Annotated in this window: 23 protein-coding genes; 10 read left to right on the top strand and 13 right to left on the bottom strand. The window is 62.3% G+C overall.

Features of this window, described 5'->3' with window-relative positions; genetic code table 11:
* Positions 1–3 precede the first annotated feature (3 nt).
* Entirely contained in the window at positions 4–939 is a 936-nt protein-coding gene (gene catA / locus NCR93_RS24915) for a catechol 1,2-dioxygenase (protein WP_175980538.1), read from the bottom strand.
* A gap of 177 nt (positions 940–1,116) precedes the next feature.
* On the opposite strand from catA, the gene NCR93_RS24910 reads away from it, so the two are divergent.
* The 4 genes from NCR93_RS24910 (at position 1,117) to NCR93_RS24895 (ending at position 4,783) form a co-directional block, all read left to right on the top strand.
* Positions 1,117–2,040, top strand: coding sequence for a LysR family transcriptional regulator (locus NCR93_RS24910; protein ID WP_008347585.1), 924 nt, complete (start codon positions 1,117–1,119; stop codon positions 2,038–2,040).
* A gap of 105 nt (positions 2,041–2,145) precedes the next feature.
* Complete coding sequence (locus NCR93_RS24905; RefSeq protein ID WP_008347583.1) at positions 2,146–3,273, top strand: muconate/chloromuconate family cycloisomerase; 1,128 nt, start codon at positions 2,146–2,148, stop codon at positions 3,271–3,273.
* Between the two features lie 38 nt (positions 3,274–3,311).
* Positions 3,312–3,590, top strand: a complete 279-nt coding sequence (catC, locus tag NCR93_RS24900) for a muconolactone Delta-isomerase (protein WP_175980536.1) — start codon at positions 3,312–3,314, stop codon at positions 3,588–3,590.
* A gap of 8 nt (positions 3,591–3,598) precedes the next feature.
* The gene (locus NCR93_RS24895; protein WP_175980534.1) at positions 3,599–4,783 is read left to right on the top strand and encodes a benzoate/H(+) symporter BenE family transporter; all 1,185 of its coding nucleotides are present in this window, start codon (positions 3,599–3,601) and stop codon (positions 4,781–4,783) included.
* A 376-nt stretch (positions 4,784–5,159) separates the two neighbouring features.
* Here NCR93_RS24895 and NCR93_RS24890 read toward each other — a convergent pair whose 3' ends face one another.
* The 3 genes from NCR93_RS24890 to NCR93_RS24880 form a co-directional block, all read right to left on the bottom strand.
* Entirely contained in the window at positions 5,160–6,713 is a 1,554-nt protein-coding gene (locus tag NCR93_RS24890; protein ID WP_175980532.1) for a class I adenylate-forming enzyme family protein, read from the bottom strand.
* Positions 6,714–6,780: 67 nt separating this feature from the next.
* Positions 6,781–7,986: an amino acid aminotransferase gene (locus NCR93_RS24885; RefSeq protein WP_175980530.1), complete on the bottom strand. Its 1,206-nt coding sequence runs from the start codon at positions 7,984–7,986 to the stop codon at positions 6,781–6,783.
* Between the two features lie 11 nt (positions 7,987–7,997).
* A complete protein-coding gene (locus tag NCR93_RS24880; RefSeq protein ID WP_175980528.1) occupies positions 7,998–9,371 on the bottom strand; it encodes an amino acid permease in 1,374 nt (457 codons plus the stop codon).
* 135 nt (positions 9,372–9,506) lie between these two features.
* Here NCR93_RS24880 and NCR93_RS24875 point away from each other — a divergent pair, with 135 nt between their 5' ends.
* On the top strand, positions 9,507–9,980 hold the full coding sequence (locus NCR93_RS24875; protein ID WP_175980527.1) for an Lrp/AsnC family transcriptional regulator: 474 nt from the start codon (positions 9,507–9,509) through the stop codon (positions 9,978–9,980).
* Positions 9,981–10,003: 23 nt separating this feature from the next.
* Here the strand turns inward: NCR93_RS24875 and NCR93_RS24870 are convergent, their stop codons facing one another.
* From NCR93_RS24870 to NCR93_RS24840, 7 genes are all read right to left on the bottom strand, one after another.
* Entirely contained in the window at positions 10,004–10,801 is a 798-nt protein-coding gene (locus NCR93_RS24870) for an ATP-binding cassette domain-containing protein (protein WP_175980525.1), read from the bottom strand.
* Positions 10,798–11,580: an aliphatic sulfonate ABC transporter permease SsuC gene (gene ssuC, locus NCR93_RS24865; RefSeq protein WP_008347569.1), complete on the bottom strand. Its 783-nt coding sequence runs from the start codon at positions 11,578–11,580 to the stop codon at positions 10,798–10,800. The genes NCR93_RS24870 and ssuC overlap by 4 nt, the downstream gene beginning before the upstream one ends.
* Positions 11,577–12,725: an FMNH2-dependent alkanesulfonate monooxygenase gene (gene ssuD, locus NCR93_RS24860; protein ID WP_175980523.1), complete on the bottom strand. Its 1,149-nt coding sequence runs from the start codon at positions 12,723–12,725 to the stop codon at positions 11,577–11,579. Before ssuD ends, ssuC begins: the two co-directional genes overlap by 4 nt.
* A 138-nt stretch (positions 12,726–12,863) precedes the next feature.
* Positions 12,864–13,850, bottom strand: a complete 987-nt coding sequence (locus tag NCR93_RS24855; RefSeq protein WP_250532298.1) for a sulfonate ABC transporter substrate-binding protein — start codon at positions 13,848–13,850, stop codon at positions 12,864–12,866.
* 151 nt (positions 13,851–14,001) lie between these two features.
* Complete coding sequence (locus tag NCR93_RS24850) at positions 14,002–14,196, bottom strand: hypothetical protein (protein WP_008347565.1); 195 nt, start codon at positions 14,194–14,196, stop codon at positions 14,002–14,004.
* Positions 14,197–14,405: 209 nt separating this feature from the next.
* Positions 14,406–15,101: a CBS domain-containing protein gene (locus NCR93_RS24845; protein WP_033536426.1), complete on the bottom strand. Its 696-nt coding sequence runs from the start codon at positions 15,099–15,101 to the stop codon at positions 14,406–14,408.
* Between the two features lie 137 nt (positions 15,102–15,238).
* Positions 15,239–16,078 carry an alpha/beta hydrolase gene (locus NCR93_RS24840; RefSeq protein WP_033536427.1) on the bottom strand — a complete coding sequence of 280 codons (840 nt, stop codon included), beginning with the start codon at positions 16,076–16,078 and terminating at the stop codon, positions 15,239–15,241.
* Between the two features lie 540 nt (positions 16,079–16,618).
* On the opposite strand from NCR93_RS24840, the gene NCR93_RS24835 reads away from it, so the two are divergent.
* A complete protein-coding gene (locus tag NCR93_RS24835) occupies positions 16,619–19,756 on the top strand; it encodes an acetoacetate--CoA ligase (RefSeq protein ID WP_175980521.1) in 3,138 nt (1,045 codons plus the stop codon).
* Between the two features lie 54 nt (positions 19,757–19,810).
* Here NCR93_RS24835 and murJ read toward each other — a convergent pair whose 3' ends face one another.
* A complete protein-coding gene (murJ, locus tag NCR93_RS24830) occupies positions 19,811–21,181 on the bottom strand; it encodes a murein biosynthesis integral membrane protein MurJ (protein ID WP_008347555.1) in 1,371 nt (456 codons plus the stop codon).
* A 292-nt stretch (positions 21,182–21,473) separates the two neighbouring features.
* Between murJ and NCR93_RS24825 the strand changes: the two genes are divergently transcribed.
* The gene (locus tag NCR93_RS24825) at positions 21,474–22,523 is read left to right on the top strand and encodes a glycosyl hydrolase family 28-related protein (RefSeq protein WP_144403709.1); all 1,050 of its coding nucleotides are present in this window, start codon (positions 21,474–21,476) and stop codon (positions 22,521–22,523) included.
* A 144-nt stretch (positions 22,524–22,667) separates the two neighbouring features.
* Complete coding sequence (locus NCR93_RS24820; protein WP_008347551.1) at positions 22,668–23,702, top strand: SGNH/GDSL hydrolase family protein; 1,035 nt, start codon at positions 22,668–22,670, stop codon at positions 23,700–23,702.
* A gap of 846 nt (positions 23,703–24,548) precedes the next feature.
* On the opposite strand, the gene NCR93_RS24815 is transcribed toward NCR93_RS24820, so the two are convergent.
* Entirely contained in the window at positions 24,549–24,860 is a 312-nt protein-coding gene (locus NCR93_RS24815) for a hypothetical protein (protein ID WP_175980520.1), read from the bottom strand.
* A 498-nt stretch (positions 24,861–25,358) separates the two neighbouring features.
* Between NCR93_RS24815 and NCR93_RS24810 the strand changes: the two genes are divergently transcribed.
* Both NCR93_RS24810 and NCR93_RS24805 read left to right on the top strand, forming a co-directional pair.
* A complete protein-coding gene (locus tag NCR93_RS24810; RefSeq protein WP_175980519.1) occupies positions 25,359–25,928 on the top strand; it encodes a PAAR domain-containing protein in 570 nt (189 codons plus the stop codon).
* 4 nt (positions 25,929–25,932) lie between these two features.
* Entirely contained in the window at positions 25,933–26,697 is a 765-nt protein-coding gene (locus NCR93_RS24805) for a peptidoglycan recognition protein family protein (protein WP_175980518.1), read from the top strand.
* Positions 26,698–26,970 lie beyond the last annotated feature (273 nt).

The raw sequence follows: 26,970 nt of genomic DNA, 5'->3' as shown, positions 1-26,970 counted from the left end.
TAATTACGCGGTGACGGATGCGCGCGGGCGCTGGACGAGCTGGTTGTCCTTGCCCTGCACGAGCGGCGTCAACTGGATGTCGAACACGATTTCGTTGTACGCGTCGGCCTTCAGCCCCAGCGCCGTGCCGCCCGTCTTTTCGACGACATGCGGAACGAGTTCTTCGCGAGTCGCATAAGCGAAGTCATCCCAGATCAGCGGATCGCCTTCGATGTTGATCTGCGTCGTCAGCTTGCGATGCTTCTCGCTCGTCGCGAAGAAGTGCACGTGCGCCGGACGATTGCCATGACGCGCGAGCGAGTTCAGCAGTTGCTGCGTCGCGCCGCGCGGCGGGCAGCCGTAGCCGACCGGCATCAGCGTGCGGAATTCGTACTTGCCGTCCGCGCCCGTTTTCACTGCGCCGCGCAGATTGAAATCGCTTTGCGCGCCGGTCGGGTCGAAGTGCGAGTAGAAGCCGTTCGAGTTGGCGTGCCAGCATTCGACGACCGCATTCGCAACCGGCTTGCCATCGTGACCCGTGACCGTGCCGCGAATGACGAGCGGGCCGGCGTTCGCATCGGGATCGAGATCGATCTTCGACACGCCCTCGCGCACCGGCGCACCAGCCACATACAGCGGGCCTTCGATGGTGCGCGGCGTGCCGCCGTGGATATCGGCTTCGCGGTCTGCGGCATCCATGCGGATGTCGAGATACTTCTCCAGACCGAGGCCGGCGGCGAGCAACGCCGCTTCGCCATCCTGACCGAGCTTGTTGAAGTAATTGACGCCGGCCCAGATTTCATCGGGCGTCATGTCGAGGTCGTCGATCGCCTTGAAGAGGTCGCTCAACAGGCGATGCGTGATCTCTTTGGCGCGAGCATTGCCGTCCTGACTCCCGATGTTCGCAGCGGCCTTCAGCAGGTCCTGCACTTCCTTCGTATCGAACACTTTGATGCTCATGTCTTCTCCTGAATCTCGCAATTTTCTGGTGGGGGTTAACCCTCGCTTCATCACCTGTGCAGATATGCTCGGAAGGTATAGTCGGGTGTTGAAACAGAGCGTGAAGGCAGGATAATGGACGTAAAGAAGCCCAGTCCAACACTGATTTAGTATCGGGCCATATCCAGGAGGTATTGAATGGAGTTGCGACACCTGCGTTACTTCGTGGCGGTGGCGGAAGAAAGAAACTTCACGCGCGCGGCCGAAAGGCTGCATATCGCACAACCGCCTTTGAGCCGTCAAATACAGCAACTCGAAGAAACGCTCGGCGTGCAACTCTTCGAACGCAACTCGCGGCCGCTCAAGCTCACGGAGACCGGCAAGTTCTTTTATTCGCATGCGGTGCAGTTGCTCGCGCAGACCGCCGAACTCGAATCGATGACGCGCCGCGTGGGCAATATCGAGCGCAGTCTTTCGGTGGGATTCGTCGGCTCGACGCTCTACGGCATGCTGCCGAAGATCATCCGGCGCTTTCGCGACGAGAACGCGACCGTCGAACTGAGCCTGCACGAAATGTCGACGATGGACCAGATCCGCGCGCTCAAGGATGGCCGCATCGATGTGGGCTTCGGGCGCATTCGTCATGAGGATGCCAACATCCGTCGCGTGATCTTGCGCGAAGAGCAACTGATCGTCGCGCTTCCGCTCGGGCACCCGCTCTCGCTCGCGAAGCCCATTCTCTCGCTGCGCGATCTCGTCAACGAGACGCTCATCATCTTTCCGAAGTCGCCGCGCCCGAGTTATGCGGATCAGGTGCTCGCGGCGTTTCAGGATCGCGGGCTCGCGCCGCGCAAGATCTACGAAGTGCGCGAATTGCAGATCGCGCTGGGGCTCGTCGCGGCGGGCGAAGGCATTTCCGTCGTGCCGAGCAGCGTCCACGGCCTGAAGCGCGACGACGTGAGCTACAAGGAACTCGACGATCCCACGCTCGTTTCGCCGGTCATCATGAGCATGCGCGCGCTCGACGAATCGCGCGACATCAAGGAAATGCTCGAACTCATTTACCGGCTGTATGACGAGGAGAAGATTCCTTACACGGCGCGCACGGATCGGGGGCGATGACGCGCGTCATACCTGGGGGGTATCGCACTAGACGCGAATGGTCTTGGACAGGCGGCAAACGGGCGCGCAATACTGCATCAACCTCTCCATTCCGACATTTCAGGTATGAACGCCCAAATCACCTCCGTCGAAGCGATTCTGGTTGATCTCCCGACCATTCGCGCGCATCAACTCGCGATGGCGACGATGCAGCAGCAAACCCTCGTCATCGTCCGTCTGCGCACGAGCGACGGCATCGAGGGCATTGGCGAAGCCACGACCATCGGCGGCCTGTCTTACGGCGATGAAAGCCCCGAAGGCATCAAGCTGACGATCGATACCTATCTCGCGCCCGCGCTCATCGGACAGGATGCGAGCAACATCAACGCGGCGATGCTGAAGCTCAACAAGGTCGCGCGCGGCAATCGCTTCGCGAAGTGCGCGCTCGAAACGGCGCTGCTCGACGCGCAAGGCAAGCGGTTGAACGTGCCGGTGTCGGAGTTGCTCGGCGGCGCGGTGCGCAAGACGCTTCCGGTACTCTGGACGCTCGCGAGCGGCGACACGCAGCGCGATATCGAAGAAGCGGAAATGCTGCTGGCCGAACGCCGTCACAACACATTCAAGCTGAAGATCGGCCGGCGCGGCGTGCGCGATGACGTCGCGCATGTATCGAAGATCAAGGCCGCGCTCGGCGATCGCGCGAAAGTCACCGTCGACGTGAATCAGGCATGGAGCGAGACCGATGCGTCGCTCGGCATCGAAGCGCTTCAGGCAGCGGGCATCGATCTCATCGAACAGCCGACTCCGCGCGAGCAGCGCGGCACGCTCGCGCGGCTCGCGGCGCGCTTCATCGTGCCGATCATGGCCGACGAAGCGGTGACGGGCCCCGAGGACGCGCTCGAACTCGTGCGTCACGCATGCGCCGATGTGTTCGCGCTGAAGATCGCGAAGTCCGGCGGCATCTACGGAATGATGCGCACGGCCGCCATCGCGGATGCGGCGGGCGTCTCGCTCTACGGCGGCACGATGCTCGAAGGCAGCATCGGCTCGATTGCATCGGCGCATGGTTTCAGCGCGTTGCCGCAGCTCGCGTGGGGCACGGAACTGTTCGGGCCGCTGCTGTTGAAGGACGACATCGTCACGGCGCGTCCGCAGTATCGCGACTTCGATCTGCACTTGCCGGAAGGACCGGGCCTCGGGCTTCAGATCGATGAAGCGAAGCTCGCGTTTTATCGTCGCGACAAGCGCGCTTGAATCATCGAATCAACGCATCAACAACGATTGGGGACATCATGCTTTATCTCGTCAGAATGGACGTTCATCTGCCGCACGACATGCCCGCCGGCAAAGCCGATGAAATCAAGGCGCGCGAGAAGGAATACTCGCAGGAACTGCAGCGGCAAGGCAAATGGCAGCAGTTGCATCGCGTGGTCGGCGAATATGCGAACTACAGCGTCTTCGATGTCGATTCGCACGATGAACTGCACACGATCTTGTCCGGCCTGCCGCTCTTCCCGTACATGACGATGCAAGTGACGGCGCTCGCGCATCATCCGTCGTCGATTCGCTGAAGCCGCGCATGTCGATTCCGGTATCGCGGGAAGGAAGCGGTTCGGTATCGGCGGTGAGCGCCGGGTTGCTTGCCGTCATCATCTCGTATGCCGGACCGCTCGCGATTCTCTTCCAGGCCGCGCACGCGGCACATGTCGGCAACGACGTGATCGCGTCGTGGGTCTGGTCCATCTCGATGGGCGCGGCCGTTTCGGGCATCGCGCTGAGTGTGTGGCTGAAGCAGCCGATCATCACCGCGTGGTCGGCGCCCGGTTCGGCGCTGCTCGTCACGCTGTTTCCGGGCATGCCGGTGAGCGAGGCGATCGGCGCGTATATCGTCGCGGGCGCGTGCATCTTCGTGCTCGGCTTGTCGGGATGGTTCGATGAGATCGTCAAGCGCATACCGAAGGGCATCGCCTGCGCGATGATGGCCGGCATTCTCTTTCAGTTCGGCACGAACGTATTCAAGTCGATTGCCGTTACGCCGTGGCTCGCGTTGGGCATGATCGCGAGCTTCCTCGTTTTTCGCCGATGGGCGCCGCGCTACTGCCTCATTCTGGTTCTCGCGTCCGGCTGCGCGCTGGCGATGGCACTCGGCCTGACGCATTTCGAGTCGGTCAGCCTTCATCTCACGCGCCCCGTATTCACGATGCCGACTTGGTCCTGGCAATCGACCGTGAGTCTTGCGTTGCCGCTCGTCATCGTCAGTCTGACGGGGCAATTCCTGCCTGGCTTTTCGATCTTGCGCGTGTCGGGTTATCAGACGCCGACGCGTCCCGTGCTCATGACGACGGGCCTCGCATCGATGCTCGTCGCGTTTTCGGGCGGCATCACGATCGTCATCGCGGCGATTACGGCGGCGCTATGCACCGGGCCCGATGCGCATCGCGACCCGGCGAATCGTTATGTTGCGGGCATCGCCAATGGCGTCTTCTATCTGATCGGCGGATGCTTTGCGGGGACGGTCGTCATGCTGTTCGCCGCGCTGCCGAATGCGTTCGTTGCGGTGCTCGCCGGTCTCGCGCTGCTCGGCGCGATCGCGGCGAACGTCGTGGGGCTGGTGCAGGATGAGGCGCATCGGGAAGCTTCGTTTATCGCGTTTATCGCGACGGCTTCGAATATGAGTTTTCTCGGGTTGGGGTCGGCGTTTTGGGGGATCGTGCTGGGGACGGTGGCGCATTTGGTGTTGGGGCGGGCGAGGGACAGGGGCTAATTCGGACTTTGCGTGTATGCCTTCAAAACGCACGGTTATCCCGAGAGCCATCCTCACGATGCGCAAGTCAGGCGGGACGCCGCTCGACTTCCAGAAGTTCACGCTTGAAGACGTGCGTATTAGCGGCGTCGATCCTATTGGATCGGGTGGCTACCATGCCGAGAATGTTTAACTCCCGTTTGCGAGCGTTAAACAGGAATACACCACTCAGAATGCGCAGGGCGGTAGCAATGGTGTCATTACGGCTGCGTTCGATCTTCGGGCACGCTCAATTCGGCAAATGCGTCGATCGTGCTCCGGAGCATGAGTAAGGGACTTGTCGATGGCGGTAGCTTTACGTCGTCGATCGGCGTGCTTACTTACCAAGGACAATATTTCAACTGACTGCAGCCGGCATCGCACCCGCTTGGCCGAATGTACACCTGGTACTTAAGGCCTCCCGACACCAGAACGCAATCGCCGCCCGATTCACCTTCCCTTGCTCGGTAAGCGGCACGCGCTGCACGGCAGCCATCCGCACGACCTTCGCCACTGCGACCCCACACGCCGATTCAAGCGCCCGCATGCAACGCGCGACATCCACACGCCTTCCTGTCCACGGCACCACTACGACATCCCACACATAACCGCGCGCAGCATCGGCCGATGCAACAGCGCGCGCATAGCGCACATCGGGCAACGCACAAAGCGGCGTTTCGATCTGCGCCGGACCGACGACGGCACCATCGATTTCGGCGACATCCCCTCCACGTCCGATCACATGCAGATAACCCCTCCCGTCGATGAAGCCGATATCGCCCGTCATGCACCAGCCATCGCGAAACTTCTGCGCCGCTTCGATCGGCTGCCGGTAATAGCCCTGCGCCACCGCCTTCGATTTCACCTCGATTGCGCCGTGCTCGCCATGACGCGCGAACGTGCCGTCGGCGCGGCGAATCCGCACCTCGACGCCCGGCCGGATACGCCCGGCGCTCTCGAGCAGACTCGCATCGACGAGATAGTCCGACGGCGTCAACACGCTCACGAGCCCCGCTTCGCTCGCGCCGTACATGTGCGTGAGCACCGGGCCGAGGCGCTCGATCGCGCGCCGCCGCAAAATCGCGGGCGCCGATCCGCCGATATGCGCGACCGAGCGCAACGAAGACAGATTGCGCCGATGAACGTCCGGATGATCCATCGTTTCGAACAGTTGCGGTTCGACGAGCAAGACGTCCGTAATGCGCTCGGCTTCGATCGTCGCGAGCGTTTCGGCGGGATCGTAGCCTGGCTTCAGCACGACGATGCCGCCGCCCATCAACGTGTTATCGACGAGCACTTGCGACAGATACGCAAGCGCGCCGTTGACGAGCTGCCGCCGATCCTCGGGGCTCGGCGCGCTCACCATCGTCGAATATGCGGCGAAGCTGCGGCGGCTCGCTTTCGGCACGCCGGTCGAGCCGCCCGATGACACCACCACGGCGAGATCGTCGGGTCGTGCGCGGCTCTCAACCGGCAGATCGTGCTGCACGCGCGCCCGGATATCCAGCCGCAAACGCGCCGGCCCCGTTCCGACATACGCGAGACGCGCGCCGCTATGCGCCGGCACGAGATGCTTCGTCTGTTCGAAGGCGATGAGCAACGTCGGCTGCATGCGCGTGACGAACGCGGCGCGCTGTTCCGCGCGCGTGATCGCGGGCAGGAACATCGTCGTTGCGCCGAGCAGGCCGGTCGCGTAGCGGATCGCGAGCGCATCGGGGCAGTTCGGCGCGAACATCGCGACGAACCCGCCGCGCGTGACGCCGAACGACGCAAGCGCCCGCGCATATCGATAGATCGATGCGCGAAACGCCGCGCCGGTCACGTCGTCGTCGAGATAGCGCAGCACCGTGCGATCGGCGTGCGCGTCGAGTTGGTCGAGCAGCCCATCGACATAAGAGCGAAACGTTTCCATGACTGCATCCCTCCTTCATCAGCGATGGATGCAGTGTGCCCGCGCACAATGAGGCGAAAATGAGCGGCTACGCGATCGCTTTCGACAGCACTTCGCCGATGGCGCTTGCGGTCGCATCGACGTTGCGCTCGTTCAGCGCCGCGACGCACATGCGGCCCGAGCGGATCAGATAGACGCCGTGCCGTTCGCGCAGCACATCGACCTGCGCGGCGGAAAGCCCCGTGTACGTGAACATGCCGCGCTGCTCGACGTAACGCGCAAGCATCGCATCGGGCACGTTGCCGGAAAGACGCGCGTGAATCGCGCTACGCATGCGCGCGATGCGCGTGCACATCGACGCCAGTTCTTCCTGCCACGATTGCCGCAACGCGGGCGTCGTCAAGACGCGCGCGACGATCCTCGCGCCATGCGTCGGCGGATTGCTGTAGTTCGCGCGCACGGCGCTCGTCAGTTGACCGAGCACGCGCGCCGCTATCTCCGCCGATTCGCAGATCACCGACAACGCGCCGCAACGCTCGCCGTAGAGCGAAAAGTTCTTCGAGAACGAATTGGCGATCAGCGCGGGCACGTTGCGGCGAACCAGTTCGCGAATCGCGAACGCATCCGCATCGAGTCCCGCGCCGAAGCCCTGATACGCCATGTCGATGAACGGAAGCAAGTCGCGCGCTTTGATGGCATCGATGAGCATCGCCCATTGCGCATCGTTCAGATCGACGCCCGTGGGGTTATGACAGCACGCGTGCAGCAGCACGACGCTCTTCGCAGGCAGATCGCGGATCGCCGAGAGCATCGCGTCGAACTTCAGGCCGCCGCTCGCTTCGTCGTAGTACGGATACGTGCCGACCGTGAAGCCCGCGCGCTCGAAGATGAAGCGATGGTTATCCCACGTCGGATCGCTCACCCAGACGTGCGACGCCGGGAAATAGCGCTTGATGAAGTCCGCGCCGACCTTGAGCGCGCCGGAGCCGCCGAGCGTCTGCACGGTCGCGATGCGGCCTTCGATGCGCGCTGCGGAATCGTCGCCGAATACGAGCGACTGCACGGCATCGCGATACGCGGCGAAGCCCGCCATCGGCAGATACGGTTTCGCAGCGGGTTCCGCGAGCAACTGCGCTTCCGCTTCGCGCACGGCGCGCATCACCGGCAGACGGCCTTCGTCGTCGTAGTAGATGCCGATGCTCAGATTGACCTTGTCCGCGCGCGGATCCTTCGCGAAGTCTTCGTTGAGCGAAAGGATCGGATCGCCGGGATAGGCATCGATGTGTTCGAACATGACCGTCTCCGTCAGACGCGCGACAAGGCCGCACTCGCGCGACGGCGATTGCGAATCGCATAGCCGACGCCGAGCACCGCGAGCCACACGGGAATCAGATAGACCGAGATGCGCAGATCGGGGATCAGGCACATCACCACGAGAATGCCCGCGAGGAACGCGAGGCACAGATAGTTGGTGAGCGGATAGCCGAGGCTCTTGAACACGGTCGTTTCGCCGTTGCGCGCCTTCACGCGTCGGAATTGCAGATGGATGAGCGAGATCATCGCCCAGTTGATGATGAGCGCCGACACGACGAGCCCCATCAGCAACTCGAACGCCTTGCCCGGCATCAGATAGTTGATGAGCACGCAGACGGCCGTCGCGAGCGCGGAGACGCCGAGCGCGGCGAGCGGAATGCCGCGCCGGTTGACCTTGAGCAGCGCGCGCGGCGCATTGCCCTGCTGCGCGAGACCATAGAGCATGCGGCTGTTGCAATACACGCCGCCGTTATAGACCGAGAGCGCCGCCGTGAGCACCACGGCATTGAGCACATGCGCGACGAAGTTGCTGTTCATCGCATGGAAGATGAGCACGAACGGGCTGCCGCCGGTCACGACCTTCTGCCACGGATACAGCGAAAGGAGCACGCCGAGCGCGCCTACGTAGAAAATCAGAATGCGATAGATCACCTGATTGGTCGCGCGCGGAATCGTGTGCGAGGGATCGTCCGCTTCGGCCGCGGTGATGCCGACCAGCTCCAGCCCGCCGAACGAGAACATGATGACGGCCATCGCCATGACGAGACCGGAGACGCCGTTCGGGAAGAAGCCGCCGTGACGCCAGAGATTGGTCACGCTCGCGTCCGGCCCGGCGCTGCCCGAGAACAGCAGCCAGCCGCCGAAGCCGATCATGCCGACGATCGCGACGACCTTCACGATCGCGAACCAGAACTCCAGCTCGCCATACGATTTCACGCTCGTCAGATTGATCGCGTTGATGATGCAGAAGCAGACGAGCGCGGAGATCCACGTCGGGATGCCCGGCCACCAGTACTGCACGTAGATGCCGACGGCGGACAGCTCGGCCATCGACACGAGAATGTAGAGCACCCAGTAATTCCAGCCCGACAGAAAGCCCGCGTACTGTCCGCAGTATTTGTCCGCGAAGTGGCTGAACGAACCCGCGACCGGCTCGTCGACGACCATCTCGCCCAGTTGCCGCATGATGAAAAAGGCGACGATGCCCGCGATCGCGTAGCCGAGCAGCACCGATGGTCCCGCCGACTTGATCGTCTGCGCGATGCCGAGAAAAAGCCCGGTGCCGATCGCCCCGCCGAGCGCGATCAGCTGAATGTGACGGTTCTTCAGGCCGCGCTTGAGCGTGCCGTGTCCCTCATGTGTCACGTGTCTCTCTCCTTGTGCTCGATTTAGGGGAATCAGTGTAAATTTGTTACGGCACAATATGATTTCCTAACGCGCGCAGACAAACCCTAGTTTGCGCGTCCGGATTTCATCGATTGGTTCATCGGAGAAAGAAAATTGCAGACTATCGAGATCGATCGTATCGACCTGCGTTTGCTCGGGATACTGCAGTCGCGCGGACGCATCTCCAATCTCGAACTGGCGGAAGCGATCAACCTGTCGCCGGCGCAGACGTTGCGGCGGCATCGGCGGCTGGAAGAAATGGGTGTCATCAAGGGCTACGAGACGCGGCTCGATGCGCAGGCGCTGGGCTTCGGCGTCGTCGCCTTCATTCAGGTGACGATGGAGCGCGGGCACGTGCGCGACCTCGCGAAGTTCAAGGGCGTCGTCGGCAAGCTCGCGGAGATTCAGGAATGCTTCGCCGTGACCGGCGATATCGATTACATGCTGAAGGTGATCGCGCGGGACCTGAAGGGCTTGTCGGAGTTTCTGCTCGACACGCTGATGCGTATTCCCGGCGTGAGCGGCGTGAAGTCGAGCGTATGTCTCGACGAGTTGAAGTGCGTGAGCGCGGTGCCGCTGGAGGGATAGTGAGGGCGGCGCTCACGCCAGGATCAGGTCGAACCTCGCTGAAGCACCCGCGAAAGCACCTGTTCCTCGAGTTCGGCAAACCCCGGCGCCGTGCGCGTGCGCGGCCTCGGCAGCGGGACGTCGGTATCGAGCGTGATGCGCCCCGCATCGATCAGCACGATGCGATCGCCGAGCGACACCGCTTCCTGCACATCGTGCGTGACCAGCAGCGCGGTGAGCCGATGTTCACGCCACAAACGCTCGATCAAGCCCTGCATTTCGATGCGCGTCAACGCATCGAGCGCGCCGAGCGGTTCATCGAGCAAAAGCAGATCCGGCCGATGCACGAGCGCGCGCGCCAGCGCCACACGCTGACGCTGCCCGCCCGACAGACGCGACGGCCAGTCCTTCTCGCGTTCCGCAAGGCCGACCTCGGCAAGCGTCGCGCGGGCTTCGTCGCGCTTCTCGCGCGGCAGGCCGATCATCACGTTGTCGAGCACGCTCTTCCACGGCAAGAGACGCGCGTCCTGAAACATGATCCGCACTTGCAGTTCGTCCGATCGCGCGGCGGCGTTGCGCTGCAGAATGCCGCCGGTCGGTTGATCGAGACCGGCGATGAGCCGCAGCAACGTCGACTTGCCGCAGCCGCTGCGCCCGACGATCGATACGAAACTGCCGCGCTCGATCGACAAGTCCAGCCGATCCAGCACCGTGCGCTCGCCGAAGCGCTTCTCCACGCCGCGCAGCGACACGGCGATATCGCGCCCGCCGAGCGGCGCGCGCGCATGTGTTTCGACGCGCCTGAACGCGGGCGTCAGCGTGTCGATATCGATCAGATTCATGATTGCGCCTTCGTTTGATACGCCGGATGCCAGCGCAAGGTCGCGCGTTCGATCGCGCGCGCGGCCATGTCGGCGAGTTTGCCGAGCAGCGCGTACAGCAGGATGCCGACGACCACGACATCGGTTTGCAGGAACTCTCGCGCGTTCATCGTCATGTAGCCGATGCCCGACTGCGCGGAAATGGTCTCGGCGACGATCAGCATCACCCACATCAGCCCGAAGGCGAAGCGCACGCCGACGAGTATCGACGGCAACGCGCCCGGCAAAATCACATCGCGATACAGCGCGAAGCCGGACAAGCCGTAGCTTCTCGCCATCTCGATCAGGTCGCGATCGACCGAGCGGATGCCGTGATACGTGTTGACGTAGACCGGAAAGAACACGCCCAGCGCGACGAGCACGAGCTTCGCTTCCTCGCCGATGCCGAACCACAGGATCAAGAGCGGAATCATCGCGAGCGCGGGGATGTTGCGGATCATCTGCACGGTCGAGTCGAGCGCGATTTCGGCGGGCTTGAAAAGACCCGTCGCGAGACCGAGCACGAAGCCGATTCCGCCGCCCATCGCGAAGCCCGCGAGCGCGCGGCCCGCGCTGACCTTGACGTTGGCCCACAGATCGCCGGATTCGATCAGCGCCCACGCCGCCTTCACCACCGCGAGCGGTTCGGGCAGCACGCGCGACGACAGTCCGCCCGTGCGCGCGGCGCTTTCCCACGCGATGAGGATCATCAACGGCACGAGCCACGGCAGCGCGCGGCGAGCAATGAATGCCAGTTTCATGATGCCGATGCGCGCGGCAATTCCGACGTGCCGATGACTTCGCCGAACGGCCCCGAGAGCGGCCCGCTCGCCTGCTCGCGCTGCTTGCGCGGCAGAAGCGGAAACACCAGTTCGGCGAAACGATACGACTCTTCCAGATGCGGATAACCCGACAGGATGAACGTATCGATGCCGAGTTCCGCGTACTGTTTCATCAGCCCGGCGACCTGCTCCGGATTGCCGACGAGCGCGGTGCCCGCTCCGCCGCGCACGAGCCCGACGCCCGCCCACAGATGCGGATACACCTCCAGCTTGTCGCGGCTGCCGCCGTGCAACGCGGCCATGCGTCGCTGGCCTTCGGAATCCATCTTCGCGAACGAGGCCTGCGCGCGGCGGATGGTTTCATCGTCGAGCTTGCTGATGAGTTTGTCGGCGTCGGCCCATGCTTCCTCTTCGGTCTCGCGCACGATCACATGCAGGCGAATGCCGAACTTGATGTCGCGCCCTTGCGCTTTCGCGCGGCTGCGGATATCGGCGAGCTTCTTCTCGACGTCCGCGGGCGGCTCGCCCCACGTGAGATACGTGTCGATGTGCTTCGCCGCGATATCGTGCGCCGCCGCCGACGAACCGCCGAACCACAGCGGCGGATGCTGCTTCTGCACCGGCGGATACAGCACCTTGCCGCCCTGCGATTGCAGATGCTTGCCGTCGAAATCGAAGCTGCCGTTGTCGTGCGACTGTTCGAGCAGGCCGCGCCAGATCGTGAGGAATTCGTCGGTGATTTCGTAGCGCGTGTCGTGATCGTGAAAGACGCCGTCGCCCGCGAGTTCGGTCGGATCGCCGCCCGTCACGACGTTGATGAGCAGACGCCCGTTCGAGAGCCGGTCGAACGTCGATGCCATGCGCGCCGACAATCCCGGCGAGCTCAGGCCAGGGCGAATCGCGACGAGGAACTTGAGGCGCTTCGTCGCGGGAATGAGGCTCGACGCGACCACCCACGCGTCCTCGCAGGAACGGCCCGTGGGCAGCAGCACGCCTTCGTAGCCGAGCGTATCGGCGGCTACCGCGATCTGACGGAAGTAATCGTAATTCGCGGCGCGCGCGCCTTGCGACGTGCCGAGATAGCGGCTGTCGCCGTGCGTGGGGATGAACCAGAAAACATTCATGTTCGTCGTGTCTGAGAGAGGGCTTGCCGCGCGCAGGAATGCAGCGGCGCTCGAACGAGTCTAACGACGCGTCGCGCGCGGCTGAACCATCGATTCGCGCTAAGGATGTGCGTGATCGTGCTAACGCCGGTCGCCGCGTCAGGCAACGTTCCAGCGCGCTTCGGTCACGTCGAGCTTCTTCGGGATGAGCTTGAGGCTCGTGAAGGTATCGGCGATCTGCTGCTGGTACGCGAGCGTGGCTGGATCGATCGGCTGCACGCCGTACGACGTGCGTTTCAACGCCGTTTCGAGGATGCCGGTATCGAGCCCGACGAGCGGCGACAATTGCGCCGCCACGGCGGAGACGTTGTCGCGCGCCCAGCGATCGACCTGATCCAGCTCTTCGAGCACCGCATGCACGAGTTGCGGCTGCGCCGTCGCGATCCTGCGCGTCGCGAGGTAGTACTGCACGTTGCGCACGATGCCTTCTGCGTCGGCCAGTTGACGCGCGTTCGCCTGCTTTTCGGCGGCGGCGAGATACGGATCCCAGATCGCCCATGCGTCGATGCTGCCCTGCACGAACGCGGCGCGCGCATCGGCGGGCGCGAGATAGACCGGTTGAATATCCGACCACGTGAGATTCGCTTTTTTGAGCGCCTCGACGAGCAGATAGTGAACATTCGATCCTTTATTCAGCGCCACTTTCTTGCCGCGCAATTCCGCGACCGAACGGATAGTCGAATCCTTCGGCACGACGATCGCCTCGGCGTGCGGCGCGGGCGGCTCGTGGCCGATATACACGAAGTCGACGCCCGCCGCCTGCGCGAAGATCGGCGGCGTCTCGCCTACCGTGCCGATATCGACCGCGCCCGCATTGAGTCCCTCGAGCAGTTGCGGCCCGGCCGGGAATTCGAGCCATTGCACCGTGACGCCTTGCGCCGCAAGGCGTTTGTCGAGCGATCCGCGCGCCTTGAGCACGACGAAGCTGCCGTACTTCTGATAGCCGATACGCAAGGTCTTCGGCGCATCGGCGGCTTGCGCGATGCGCGTGGCGAGCCCGCCCGACAGCCCCGCACCGAGCGCGGCGAGCGTGAAGAGCGTGCGACGGCGCGCGGGAATGGAAGGCGTGTTCTTGCGGTCGGACATGCGTGTTTCCTCGTTGAGCGAAGGCATCTTTACCGATGCCAATGCTAACAACGCATGCCTCGCGGGCTAAACGAGAAATCGTGATATCGATAGTGCGGTCAGGCCGATGTGTACCGACGTGACTCAGTACGTCTGCACACGTCCCGACGACTCAGTGAGTGCGCCGCACGGCGCGCAGCAGCCAATCGCCATCTTCCGTGATGCGCGGCAGTTGCGCGCCGCTCACGAGTTGTTCCATCGCGATCAGTTGACGTTCGAGAAGCGTGTCGAGCTCGTGCCGGTCGATGATCTGATCGGCGGCATCCTTGACGAGCATGAGGGTTGCGAATTCGTGTGCGCTGAGCATACCTGTCTCCCCATCGTTTGATTAGCTGATGTAGGCATGCGCTTCGGACGCATGACCCGGGGGTACCTCTGGCCGCGATAGCAGCGGGATTCGATAGTAGGACCGGATGCCCGTTCGCGGCAATTCGGGTCGTCCCGGATAGTGGGAGAAATCGGCCGATCGAGACGACTTACGCCGCGACGCGCCTGTCGTTGATCGGCTTCGGACTTTCACAGCCCCGGCATGATCGGATAAGGAATCGTGTGATCCTCGACGCGCTTCACGCCCGGAATGCTTTGCGACGCGATACGCATGGCATCGAGCTGATCCCTCGACCACACCGTGCCCCACAAATGCACGACGCCATCGCGCACGACGATATTGCGCCCCGGAAACGCCCAGCCGCGTCCCGCGAGATCGCCCATCAGCATGGCGCGGATCTCGGCATCGCTGGCGAGCGCCTCGGGCGCGGCTTCGACGGCGAGCGCCGACGCCAGCGCCTGCACCAGATTCGAGCGGCTGACGATGCCGACGAGGCGGCCATCGCGCAGCACCGGCACGCGCTTGATGTGATGGCTTTCGAGCACCGCGGCGATATCGGCCAGCGACGTGTCCTCTTTCACGCAGATGGGTTCGCGCGTCATGATCTCGCCGACCGTCGGGGCATGCGACTTGATGTAGTCGGCCGCGCCGCCATCGGAGCCGAGCATGTCGAGCCACCACGAGCGGCGGTTGCGTTTCTCGGTGCCGATTTCCTCGCGATGAAGCAGATCGCCTTCGCTGATCATGCCGACGACGCGCTCATCCTGATCGACGACGGGCGCAGCGCTGATGCGGTGCTGCACCAGGAGCCGCGCCAGGTCATGCACTCTCGTTTCGGGCGTGACGGAAACGACAGGGGAAGTCATTACATCGCGTGCTTGCATCATGTGCTCCGGAGGGTCGATGAATAAGGTCGCGCATACGCGTCCTGAATCACTCTAAGGAGCGCTGCGCGATCCTCGATTGACTTGCATCAAGCAATCCACCGGAGCACGCGTGCGGCGAACCGACGCGGCCTCGTTCAATGCGCGCCGATGAACGCGACGACGTCGGCGAGAACGGGCGAATCCTTGCGGCGCGACGCCGAGAACGTGTCGATGATCGTGTCGTGGCCGTATCCCGCGTATTTCTTCAGCACGACGGCGTCATGATGCGCGCGCAGCGCTTCCGCGAAGCGATCGCTGTTGCGCGGATCGACATCGGTGTCGGCCGTGCCTGCGGCGAGCAGCATCGGCGGTTCGTCTCCCGATATGAACGCGATCGGCAACGCACCCGCGCGCAACGCCGCCGGAAAGATCTCGTCCATGTGGGGATCGCTCGTCGGGATCGCGGCGTACGGGCCGGCGAGTCCGATCATCCCGCGCAGCGAAGTATTCGCGATGCCTTGCGTGGCGAGATAGCGCGGATCGGTTGCGAGCATCGAGGCCAAGTGTGCGCCGGAGGAATGCCCCATCAGAAAGATGCGATTGGGATCGCCGCCGTATTCGTGCGCGTGATCGCGTGCCCAGCGCACGGCGGCGGCGGCGTCATCGAGAAAGCCGGGGAAAACGGCTTGCGGATAAATGCGGTAATCCGGCGCGACGGTCACGATGCCGTGCGCGGCGAGCGCCTCGGCAATATTGCGCGAGTCCTTGCGATGGCCGCTTTGCCAGCCTCCGCCGTAGAAATACACGACGACCGGGCGATTCCCCGGCGTGCCCGAATCGGGTGCATAGACGTCGAGCCGCTCGCGCGGATCCGTGCCGTACGCGATACCGTCGGCTCGTTCGCTATCGTGTTCGAGCGCGCGCGCCGCTATGACGCCGCCCACGCATGCCGCCAGCGCGAGGGCAATGAACTTTCTTCTTGCCGGAAAATGCATGTTGCGTTCGGAGTATTTTTTCAGGCGACATGACATGATGCACGACGCTTATTGTCCGTGCTGGAAATATCGTTGCGTGCATCATCTTAGAGCAGCAGGAACCGCACACACTTACGGCGGCCTGACGAGTAGCATCACGAATCTTTCATAATCTTTCCAATTAGGAATGCGACGCATACCGGTTATTCGATTTTTATAAGCGTGTCGAATTCACGCATCGCAAATCGCATTGTTTCGGTCGCGCGAGGTCGCGAATTAACTCTTCAGCCCCTGATTAAATAATATGGCATGACCAGCCGGCGATTCGCGTCATTCCTACCGACTCCCAACGCGCTTCATTAATCAGCGAACGACTTGTGTTTCTCTCCGCACATTACCGGGCGATCTGTCTGGATACGCTTAATCGTCGATGGCACATGTCCGCCGGAATCGGACCTATTCGAGAGCGCGAAAAAGCGCCGCAGACAATCCAGAGATTTAAAAAAAGAAGGCAAACCGAGTGCCCAAAGGTATTGCCATAACTGCTGAGGGAGCCACTTCATGGATCGTTCGGAATCGCCCGGCGAGGCGAAGTCGCGTCTGCCGATTTTTGTCCAGGAAACCGTCCAAACCACACCATCGCAGATATCCGCATTCACCGCGGCGCTGCGAGCGCAATCCGGCCAGCCATTAAAAGACTTTGGCGAGTTACACGACTTCTCGATCCGCGATTACCGCGGCTTCTGGAAGTCCTTTCTGCAATGGACGCCGGGATTGACGTGGTCGGGCAAAGCCGAGCCGGTATGCGTCGGCGATAGTTGCGAACACGCGCGGTTCTTTCCCGACGTCACGCTCAATTACGCTGAGAATCTGCTCGGCTTCTCGATTGCGCCCGCGGATTCGCCAGCGCTCACCGCCTGTCACGCCGATGGCCGCCGCGTGCGCTTTACGCGCGGCGAATTGCGTGCGCGCGTGGCTCGTCTCGCCGACGCGCTCACGCAACTCGGCCTGCGCGAAGGCGACCGCGTCGCGGGCGTGATGCGCAACGACGCCGATGCGATCGTCACCGCGCTCGCCGTGACCGCGATCGGCGCGACGTTGTCCACCGCCGCGCCGGAAATGGGCATCGAAACGCTGCTCGACCGCTTCACGCAACTCGAACCGCGCTTCCTGTTCGCGCATACCGCCGCCAAGCCGTTCGACACCGGCACGCCGCTCGACAAGAAGATATCGATGCTCGCCGACGCGCTCCCAACGCTTGCGGGCATCGTCAGTCTCGATGGCGATCCGTCGGCCGTGCACGCCGCGCCGCCCGTCAACTCGCTGGACGCGCTGCTCGCGGCCGGCGATCCGGCGCGGGTCGACTGGAAGCGCTTCAACTTCAATCACCCGCTCTTCGTGATGTTCTCGTCCGGCACGACCGGCAAGCCCAAATGCATCGTGCACGGCGCGGGCGGGAGCCTCATCGAGCATCTGAAGGAGCATCGGCTCCATTGCGATGTCCGGCCGGGCGACCGCATGTTCTTCCACACGAGTTGCGCGTGGATGATGTGGAACTGGCAGTTGTCGGCGCTCGCGTCGGGCGTCGAAATCGTTACCTATGACGGGCCGATCGCATCGGTCGATACGTTGTGGCGGCTCGTCGCCGAAGAACGCGTCAACGTGTTCGGCACGAGTCCCGCGTATCTGAAGATGTGCGAGGACGCCGGGCTCGTGCCGTCGCGCGAATTCGATCTGGGCGGCCTTCACGCGATGATGTCCACCGGCGCGATCCTCTTCGACGCGCAGTTCGAATGGGTCCGCGACAACGTGAAGCCGCTGCGATTGCAGTCGATTTCGGGCGGCACCGACATCCTCGGCTGCTTCGTGCTCGGCAACCCGGACCTGCCGGTTTATGCGGGCGAGGCGCAATGCAAGAGCCTCGCGTTCGATGTGCAGGCGTGGCGCGACGGCGCGCGCACGCAAGGCGTCGGCGATCTGGTGTGCGTGAACCCGTTCCCGTCGCGCCCGCTCGGATTTCTCAACGATCCGGACGGCGAGCGCTTTCACAAGGCGTATTTCAGCGCCAATGCGGGCGTGTGGACGCACGGCGATCAGATCGAGTTTCCGCCGGAAGGCACGGCGCGTCTGCACGGACGCAGCGACGGCGTGCTCGTCGTGCGCGGCATCAATGTCGGGCCGGGCGAGATCTATCGCGTGCTCAACGACATTCCCGAGATTCGCGAGGGCATCGTCGTTCAGCAGCGCGTGCGCGCCGCCGATGCCGATGCCGATGCGCCCGGCAATCCGGTCGGCGAACGGCTCGTGCTGCTCGTGACGCTGAAAGCCGGCGCGCGGCTCACCGGCACGCTGATCGCGCGCATCCGGCGCGATCTCGTGAGCCGCACGTCCGCCGCCCATGTCCCCGACGTGATCGCGGCCGTCGACGATCTGCCGGTCACGCATAGCGGCAAGCTGACGGAAGCCGCGGTGCGCAATGCCGTCAACGGGCTCGATGTGACCAACGCCGCCGCGCTGCGCAATCCGGCATCGCTCGATGCGATCCGTCATCATCCCGCGCTCCAGCCGCGATCCGGCGACGTGCCGCAGAGCTACGCGACGCGCGAGGAACTGGAGCGGCTGTTGCAGACGAAATGGGAGCAGCTCTTCGCGTTCGCCCCGATCGCTCGCGACGACAATTTCTTCGAGCTCGGCGGACATTCGCTGCTTGCGGCGCGCCTGCTGGCGGAACTGCAACCGATCATCGGACGGCCAATCCCGCTCTCGACGATGTTGCGCGCGCCGACCATCGCGAAGCTCGCCGATGTCATCGACAACGGCGCGCTGCCGCAGACATCGGAAGTGCTCGTGCCGATGCGCGAAGGCGAAGGCGTCCCGCTCTTCCTCGTGCATAGCGTGACGGGATCGGTGCTCGAATGCACGCGCCTGATCGGCAACATGCGCAAGGAGCGCCCGGTGTACGGCCTTCAGGCGCTCGGGCTCGATGGCGAGACGGCGCCGCAACGCCGCGTCGAGGACATGGCGAAGACTTACGTCGAGCAGATTCGCAAGGTTCAGCCGAACGGCCCGTATGCGCTCGCCGGATTCTCGTTCGGCGGACTGGTCGCGCTCGAAATCGCGCAGCAGTTGTTCGGCGCAGGCGAGCAGACAGAGTTCGTGTGTCTGCTCGACACCTACGTGCAGGAACGCTGGCTGCCGTGGTTCGCGCTGCTCGAATTCCGCCGCGATTACGCGAGCCGTCTATGGAAGACGCTCGCGGGGATGTCGCCGCGCGAACGCGTCGGTTTTGCGGGCGCGAAGTTGTCGGCCGCCGGGAACAAGCTGGCGATGCGCCTCGGCCGCGTGCCGCAGACGCCGGCGCAAGTCGCATCCGCCGATCCGATGCCGCCGGTTTTGCGGCGCATGCGCGACACGTTCCGCGCCGCGATGAACAACTATCGGCCGAAGCCGTACGAAGGCGGCCCGATCGTCTACGTACGGGCCGCGTCGCGCGAGGAAGACCGGGGCGATCCGCTGCCGCTCTGGCGCAAGATTGCGCGCCGTGGGCTGACGGTCGCGGAAGTGCCGGGCAACCATGCGGGCGTCATCGAGGAACCGGGCGTGTATGCGGCGGCTGCCGCGCTCGACCGCGACTACAGCGCCGAGGACGACACCGAAATGCAGCGTCGCGGTCATGGCGTGATGGTGCGGGGCGCGTAGGACTTGCCAGCGGGTCAGCCGCTCGCGCGAACGGAGCGGCTGACTGCCGATGAATCACTGGCTATCGGAACGCGGTGCGGTAGCGGTCGGCGCGAAGCTGGTGAGGAAGAAGTAGCAGATGAAGACGCTCGCCGCGCCCACGCCGGTCCCGAGCAGCACGCCCTGCGATCCGAAAAAGCGGATCAGAATCGCCGTGGCCGCTAGCTTGGTCGCGAATCCCAGCACGGAAATGACCGTGATCGCCTTGTAGCGCGCCTCGCTCGCGAACGACTGAATGAGCACGCACATCCCGAACGAAAACGGAATCTGCGAAAGCCCGCAGCGGAACAGGCTCGTGACCGCGATCGTGTCCTCGCTCGTGAACGCGCCCTTCTGGAACAGCAGCTTGATCGCGTACGGCGCAAGCGCATAGGCGATCATCGCGCCGACCGTTCCCACGCCCAGCATCACGAACGACCATTTGCGCGCCGTGCTGCGCGCCCGCGCGTGATCGCCGCGATGCAGGATTTCCGAAAGAATCGGCAAGGTCGCCCGACTGATCGCGATCGCGCCCATGCTCACGAGCAGCGACAGCAGCCGGTTCGCGTAGCCGAGCGTCGCGATGGCGCCATCGCCCATATGCGCCATGAAGTATTGATCGACGGGAAGCCACAGGTTCGCCACCACCGAGCCGATCAGCAACATGCCGAGCGAGCGCGTCATGCCCGGCCAATGCGGCGCGCGCACGGAGAGACGCGGGCGCGCGGGCACGCCATCGGCGCGCCGGGCGAGGATGCGCAGCCACACGGCCTGAATCACGATGCCGATCGTCGTGCCGACGATGAGCGGCATGATCGACGTGTTGTTGCGCGCGCTCAGCACGAACACCAGCAGCGCGATGGCCGGCACGCATTCCAGCAGCGTGTTGATGTGCCTTTCGGATGCCTGGAGCCGCGCCGCCGAAATGCAGATCGTGAAGGCCAGCACGCCGACCGGCGTCATCCCGACGACCATCTGCCGGCACATTTCGCGCGTCGATTCGGAGAGCGTTCCGGCGAAGAGACCGACCATGTGCGGCCACAAAAAATACAGCAGCAGCGATACCACGATGCCGATGGCAAGCCCCGCGCCCTCGAGCTCGCTGAGAAGCTGGTTCTGCCGGTGCTTGTCGTTCCTGAGCGCGACGAGCGCGGGCACGAGCAGCACGCTCAACTGATTCGTGATCGTCGCGGGCAGCCAGGTGATGATCGTGAGCGCGAGCTGATAGGCATCGACGGTGCCGCTGACGCCGTATCGATACGCGATCGCCATTTCCTTCGATGCGCCGATCAGCTTCCCGGCAAGAACGAACAGCAGCAGGACGAAGGCGCTCCTCGCGATGCGCTTGTGATCCTGATGAACCCCGAGCAGACGTTCTCTTAGCGATTGCACTGTTGCGGTCAGCACTCTCCCTCCGGCAAATTGACCTCGATCCGCGCAAGACGGATGCTTGCTTGCGCACCGGGGGAGAGTGCATCAAACGGCATGCGCGAACTGTTCGCCACAGCACGGCGCGCGCCGATGCCATGCGCGAACCCCGCGATTCTGCACGGTCATGCTGGCACGCCCGGGCAGTTTGCGCGCTTGCCGGGTGCGCTACCGTGCAGAAGTCCACGTTCATAACGTGCGAGAGTGGCGGCTGCGCGCGGCGTCATCGGAGCCTCGTCATCGTGAATCTCAATGCGCGTACGGAAGGCAAATGAAGAAATCCATTTGGGTTGTCGTAATAATGATTGTTGTTTCCGTGCTCGCGATAAACACGCCACGCGTGACGCAGCATGTGCAGACGGTCTACGCAGTCTGGGACGATGGCCGGGTTCTGAACCGGCTGAACTGGCAAACCTTCGTGCGCTGGTGGCATCGGCTGAGGAACGAGAACTACGGCGGCGCGCATCGCGCCACGCTCACGAGTTCGCCGGTCCCGGCGACGCCGAGTTGCCCGCTGACGTCGTTCACGCCGCCGAAGCTCGTCGATCCGCGCAGCCCGAAGGATTTCGGCGCGGCCGGCGACGGCAAGACCGACGACACCAAGGCGTTCCAGGCCGCCATCGATGCCGGCGATGTGCTGGTGCCCGCCGGCACGTATCTGCTCAATCACACGGTCGTCGTCACGGCCAGCAACCGGCATCTACAGTGCGAGCCGGGCGTGACGCTCAGGAAGACGATCCGCAACAACGGCAACATGTTCAATTACGAAGGGCCGTCGACGGGCAACAGTCTCGTCGGCTGCAACTTCGTGGGCGCGAATCCGACGCGTATCCGCGAATGGGATCGCCCCGGCGAATACGACATTCCCGTCCAGACCAATGGCGCGGTCGACAACTTCGTCCTCGCGGGCAACAGCTTCCGCGATTTCTTCGGCCAGTCTATGTTCCAGACCGAAGGCCAGGGCGGCGGCACCGGCGCCGTGCTGATGTTCAACTCGTTCGCCAACTGCCCGCTGTACGGCATCGCGCTCGTCGGCTCGGTGAACGGGCGCGTGGCCTATAACCTCGCCGACAACTGCCGCATGGGCCCCGAGAACAACGACGCCACGCAGGACACCGGCGGCAACGTGCTCGAATGCAACCGCATGGTCAACGGGGGCAACATCACGGGCGGGGCGAATGGCGAAGGCGGCGTCGACTATAGCGGGAACGTCGTGCGTCACAACATCCTGGATGGCGGCTATATGCAGATCAGCCCGCCCACGCACGGCAAACCGGCGAGGTACATCGACAACACCTGCAACGACTGCGGGACGGAATAAGCGGGTTACTGACGCTGGAGTGGGAAGCGCATCTTTCTTGCTTGACGTTGCCATCGATACCCGGAGCCGCGAGTTCTTCCTCGCCGGCCGACATTCCGTCGACGCGCGCGAAGCCGCCCCGGACAAGGATGAGACGGAGGAGCGATGCGCCAGATCGGAATCACGCCCGGCATTCGCCGCGCAATTTCTGCCGTGCTGATTGCACTGCTTACCTCATGCGGCGGCGGCAGCGGCAGCGATAGCGACTCGGGCGGAACGAGTCCGTCCGCGCCGGCGGGCGGCGTGAAGCTGCAGGTCGTCGCGTTCGGCGACAGCTTGTCGGATGTCGGCACGTACGCGCCCATCGCGAGCGCGGTCAAAGGCGGGCGCTTCACGACCAATCCGGGCCAGGTCTGGACGCAGAATGTCGCGCAGTATTACGGCGACACGCTGACGGCGGCATTCACGATCGACCTCGGACACGAGTTGAAGCCGCAAAGCGGTTTGGGCTACGCGCAAGGCGGTTCCACGGTCGCCACGCCGGCCGATCAGAACCAGTTCCTGACCGATGTGATCGGCGATATTGAAATGCCGGTCAATCAGCAGATTTCGAGCTATCTGTCGTCGCACGGAAGTTTCAATTCGAATCAGCTCGTGCTCGTTTGGGCCGGCGCGAACGATGTTCTGCGCGCGGGCACGCCGCCCGCCGCCAACACGACCGTGCAGACCGCCGCGACGACGCTCGCGCAACTCGTCGGCAAGATCGTGCAGAGCGGAGCCACGCATGTGGTGGTGGTGAACGTGCCGAATATCGGACTCTCGCCCGATGGCCTCCGCCAGTCCGATGGCGGCGGCAACCTCACGCAACTGTCGCAGCTTTTCAATGCGACGCTGACCTCGGCGTTGCAGACGAACGGGCTGCAAGGCAAGGTCATCGTCGTCGATTCCTATACGTGGACGACGCAGACCATCGCGAACTATCAGGCCAACGGATTCACCGTGTCGAACACGGCGCAGGCGTGCGATCCGTCGAAGACGCCGCACGATACGTCGCTGCTGTGCTCGCCGGCGACCTACGTGACGTCGAACGCGGACCAGACGTACATGTTCGCCGACGAACTGCATCCGACGACGCGCATGCACGCGCTCTTCGCGCAGTATGTCGAGCAGCAGATCGCGGCGAGCGGGCTCGGGCGGTGAGTGGGTCCGCCCATTTGCATTCCATGCTTTTGCACATCGATCCAAGAATCCCTTATACATCAATTAAATAGAGCGAAATGCGAACCGCATCAATCCGCACCTTTCCGCGCGAATCCGCTATTATTTTGTGGGTCGATATGTGGGTTCAATCATGGCAAACGCAATCAATCGTCTCTCTCAGGCGTTCGCCAACAAGACTGCCGCGCCGGGAACTACTGTGACGGGAACGGGCTGTACTTACAGATTACAAAGAACGGCGTCAACGTGGCTGTTCCGCTACATGCGGCAGGGCCGCGCCCGATACATGGGTCTCGGGCCACTCCACACGATCGGACTCGCCGACGCCCGTACGCGCGCTCGAATGTCGGCGGCTCCTGCTCGACGGGATTGACCCGCTCGACGCCAAGCAGAAAGACCGCGCCGCCGACGAAACGGCCAAAGCGAAAGCGATCACGTTCGACGAATGCGCCAGCGCCTATATAGAAGCGCATCGCAGCGGCTGGAAGAGCGCGCCGCCTAAACAAATTTCTGCGCGAATGCCGAGCGCGACTGGCGAACAACACATGACTCGCATCGACACCCCATGCCCCGAAATGCGCTTCGCACGGGGGGTGGTTGAAAAACGGCGGCGCGGGTCCTTCCTAAATCAGAATCGCTATGCGGGCGCGATGACGCGCAAATACTCAGTAGCTAAGTATTCGCAAAGGTGTACGCATGAACGAATGCACTCATGCTCATTTAGACTGGCACGTTCCGACGCAGGTGCGAATTGGTGCGGACAATGCGAACGCCTCACGCGAACGTTCGCATGTCAATTGCGGACATTCGAGCGATAGACGGTTCCCTTTATGTTCGCGCGCTGGTCTTTGACACGACGCCGCATTTAACAAGCTCATCGAAAAGCTGTTGTTCGGCGGCGTCCATCGGTCGAAGCATGGCGCGCACCGATTGGAAAAGCTGTATTGACAATCTGGGATTTGCCAATGCCGCCAACAGACTGGACTCAACGGCATCCAGCTTTGCCGCCTGTTCAGCGCAAAGCGTCTGCTTCTGTTGTGCGATGATGTCTTGCGTCCGTTTGATAGTCACGGCTGTCTGACTCAGCCGATGCTCGATCCTGACTGTGCCTGTGACAGAATGGACGCTTCGATTACCCATGTCTCACTCCTGTGTGAAGCCCGGAGCCGCGCCCTTCGATGGAAGGGGCGGGCGGGAACAGTGACAAGGGTGGCAGACCGGGTGAGTACAACCATTACCGGCAACCCTTTCGGATTCCCTGCCACGTCCCGCCCATAGGCGTGCCAAAGCACCATGCGTCAACGGTCATTTTGGCGCTTGGGGTTCTATCGCTTCGCTCGCATTGCGCGACCGTCGCGGGTTGGAAAACTCACTAAAGGCTGCCAAGCCCGTCCCTGCGCAACCACGCGCCAGATTTCGCCGAATACGACAGAACCCCGCAGCGCTGATTTTATGATGCCGTAAAAATTCGTTGATTTCGCCGTGTCTATGTCGTCGGCTGCTTGCGCGTGGTCGCTGCCTTCGTATGCTGACGATGCCGCTCAAACCGGGCGAGCATTCACGACAGGGATAGAAATAAATGCCAAAAAGCAAGCATAACGAATCAATGATCCTTGCCGATAGAGCGGCGAGCATTGCATGACTGACAAGCTGGTTGGAAAAGGCGATTGGACGACTACGCGAGGCCGAGTTCTAGGCGGCTCTTCGTCGTTCTTCGCGGAGAACGGGCGAACGCTCTCACGCCGCAACGACATTGCTAGTTGTGGGAATTGTGAAGGTGGTTTTCCGATATTGGGCACTGCCGACACGATGCTCGACGAAGGGCTACCGCTCGTCAGGCATATGGATCGAGTGCTTTGTCCGTGTGGGCAGAATCGCGTGCTTTCGGGGCATCCCGAGTTCTTGATAAGGGACGGGAAAGGAGACGGGACTCACACATCAACAGATGGTGGAGCTCCAATTGCAGCGCCACCTACACAGGCAGCCCGCGAAGGCAAGCATACGAGTTGGTTCTATGTGCAGGACAGCGTTACCGGTGAGCCGCTACGCGATCAGAAGTATGTTGCGCGCGTGTCCGGCGTCGAACAATCCGGAAAGACAGACGCCAACGGCTACGCAAAAATTGAGACAGATGGCGTGAGTGCTATCGATATCCACGTCTCGTTCTCGTCACCCAAACGGGAGCTAAACCCCGGAAGAGGAGCTTAAGCACATGAGCACGGATTACAAGATCGAACACTGGACATCGAGTCGTTCAGCGCTGGGAAGCAGTAAAGATGATGCGATAGCCATCTCTGTGAATAATCGTGCGGCGACCCGGCAGGCGATCATTAATGCGCTTTCAAGAAAGGGCTACAAGCTGATCGAGCGATCGGAATGGCACGCAAAACCGCCGCGAAAAGTATTGAAGGATAGTTATTGGGACTACCAAGATATTGTTTTGCATCACGCTGGCCGAAGTTATTCGTGTGGCGCGCCCTCTATTGAGGAAATGCAGCGCGTTCAAGCAGAAGACATGGGTAGAAGCCCGCCATTTGATGATGCCGGATACCACTACGCTATTTCGTGCCAAGGTGAAATCTATGAAGGTCGCGATATACGGTTCACCGGCGAGCACGTCGCCGGCGATAACACGGGTAAGATAGGAATAGTTTTTCTTGCCGATCTTGTGCAAGCTGGTGAAGCGTATCAGGAAGAATATAGCCGCTTATCGTTGGTTGATAAGATTAAGAATATTCGCGGAATTTTAACGGACCAGGTTGTTTTGTGGCATGACAAACCAACGCTTGAACAAATAAAGGCAAGCAAAGCGTTGTGTAGCGTGCTCGTGGAATTCTTCGATATTCAAAGGTTAGGCGGGCACCGTGAATATCAGCAACTCGCAACAAAAAAGGGACGCGCGTGCCCCGGAAATCTCGGAATGGATATTGTTAAATTGCTGCGCTCGGAACTGTCACTTGCCGATCCGGGGAAGTAATTTCTATGAATAGAAAGAGAAACGTTGCTGCTATTTTTATGGTTTTTGCTTTGCTCACGCTCGGATTTTGGTTGAGCATCGGATATTACCATTCCTATATCGATCATGAGGATAACGTCATCTACTTCTTGAAAAGGAGGCTGACGCTTCGAAGAGAGTTCGTCAATCCGTTCGCAAATGAGGGAAATCCTTTTCCTGCGAATGAGCTATCACCTGACATCCAAAAAGAGCTTTCTGAATATTGCAAATATGCGTATGGAATAGCGCAGACTG

The sequence above is a fragment of the Caballeronia sp. ATUFL_F1_KS39 genome, assembly GCF_023630985.1.
In the GTDB taxonomy this organism is placed as follows: domain Bacteria; phylum Pseudomonadota; class Gammaproteobacteria; order Burkholderiales; family Burkholderiaceae; genus Caballeronia; species Caballeronia zhejiangensis.
This window is presented reverse-complemented; position numbering and strand designations above follow the sequence as displayed.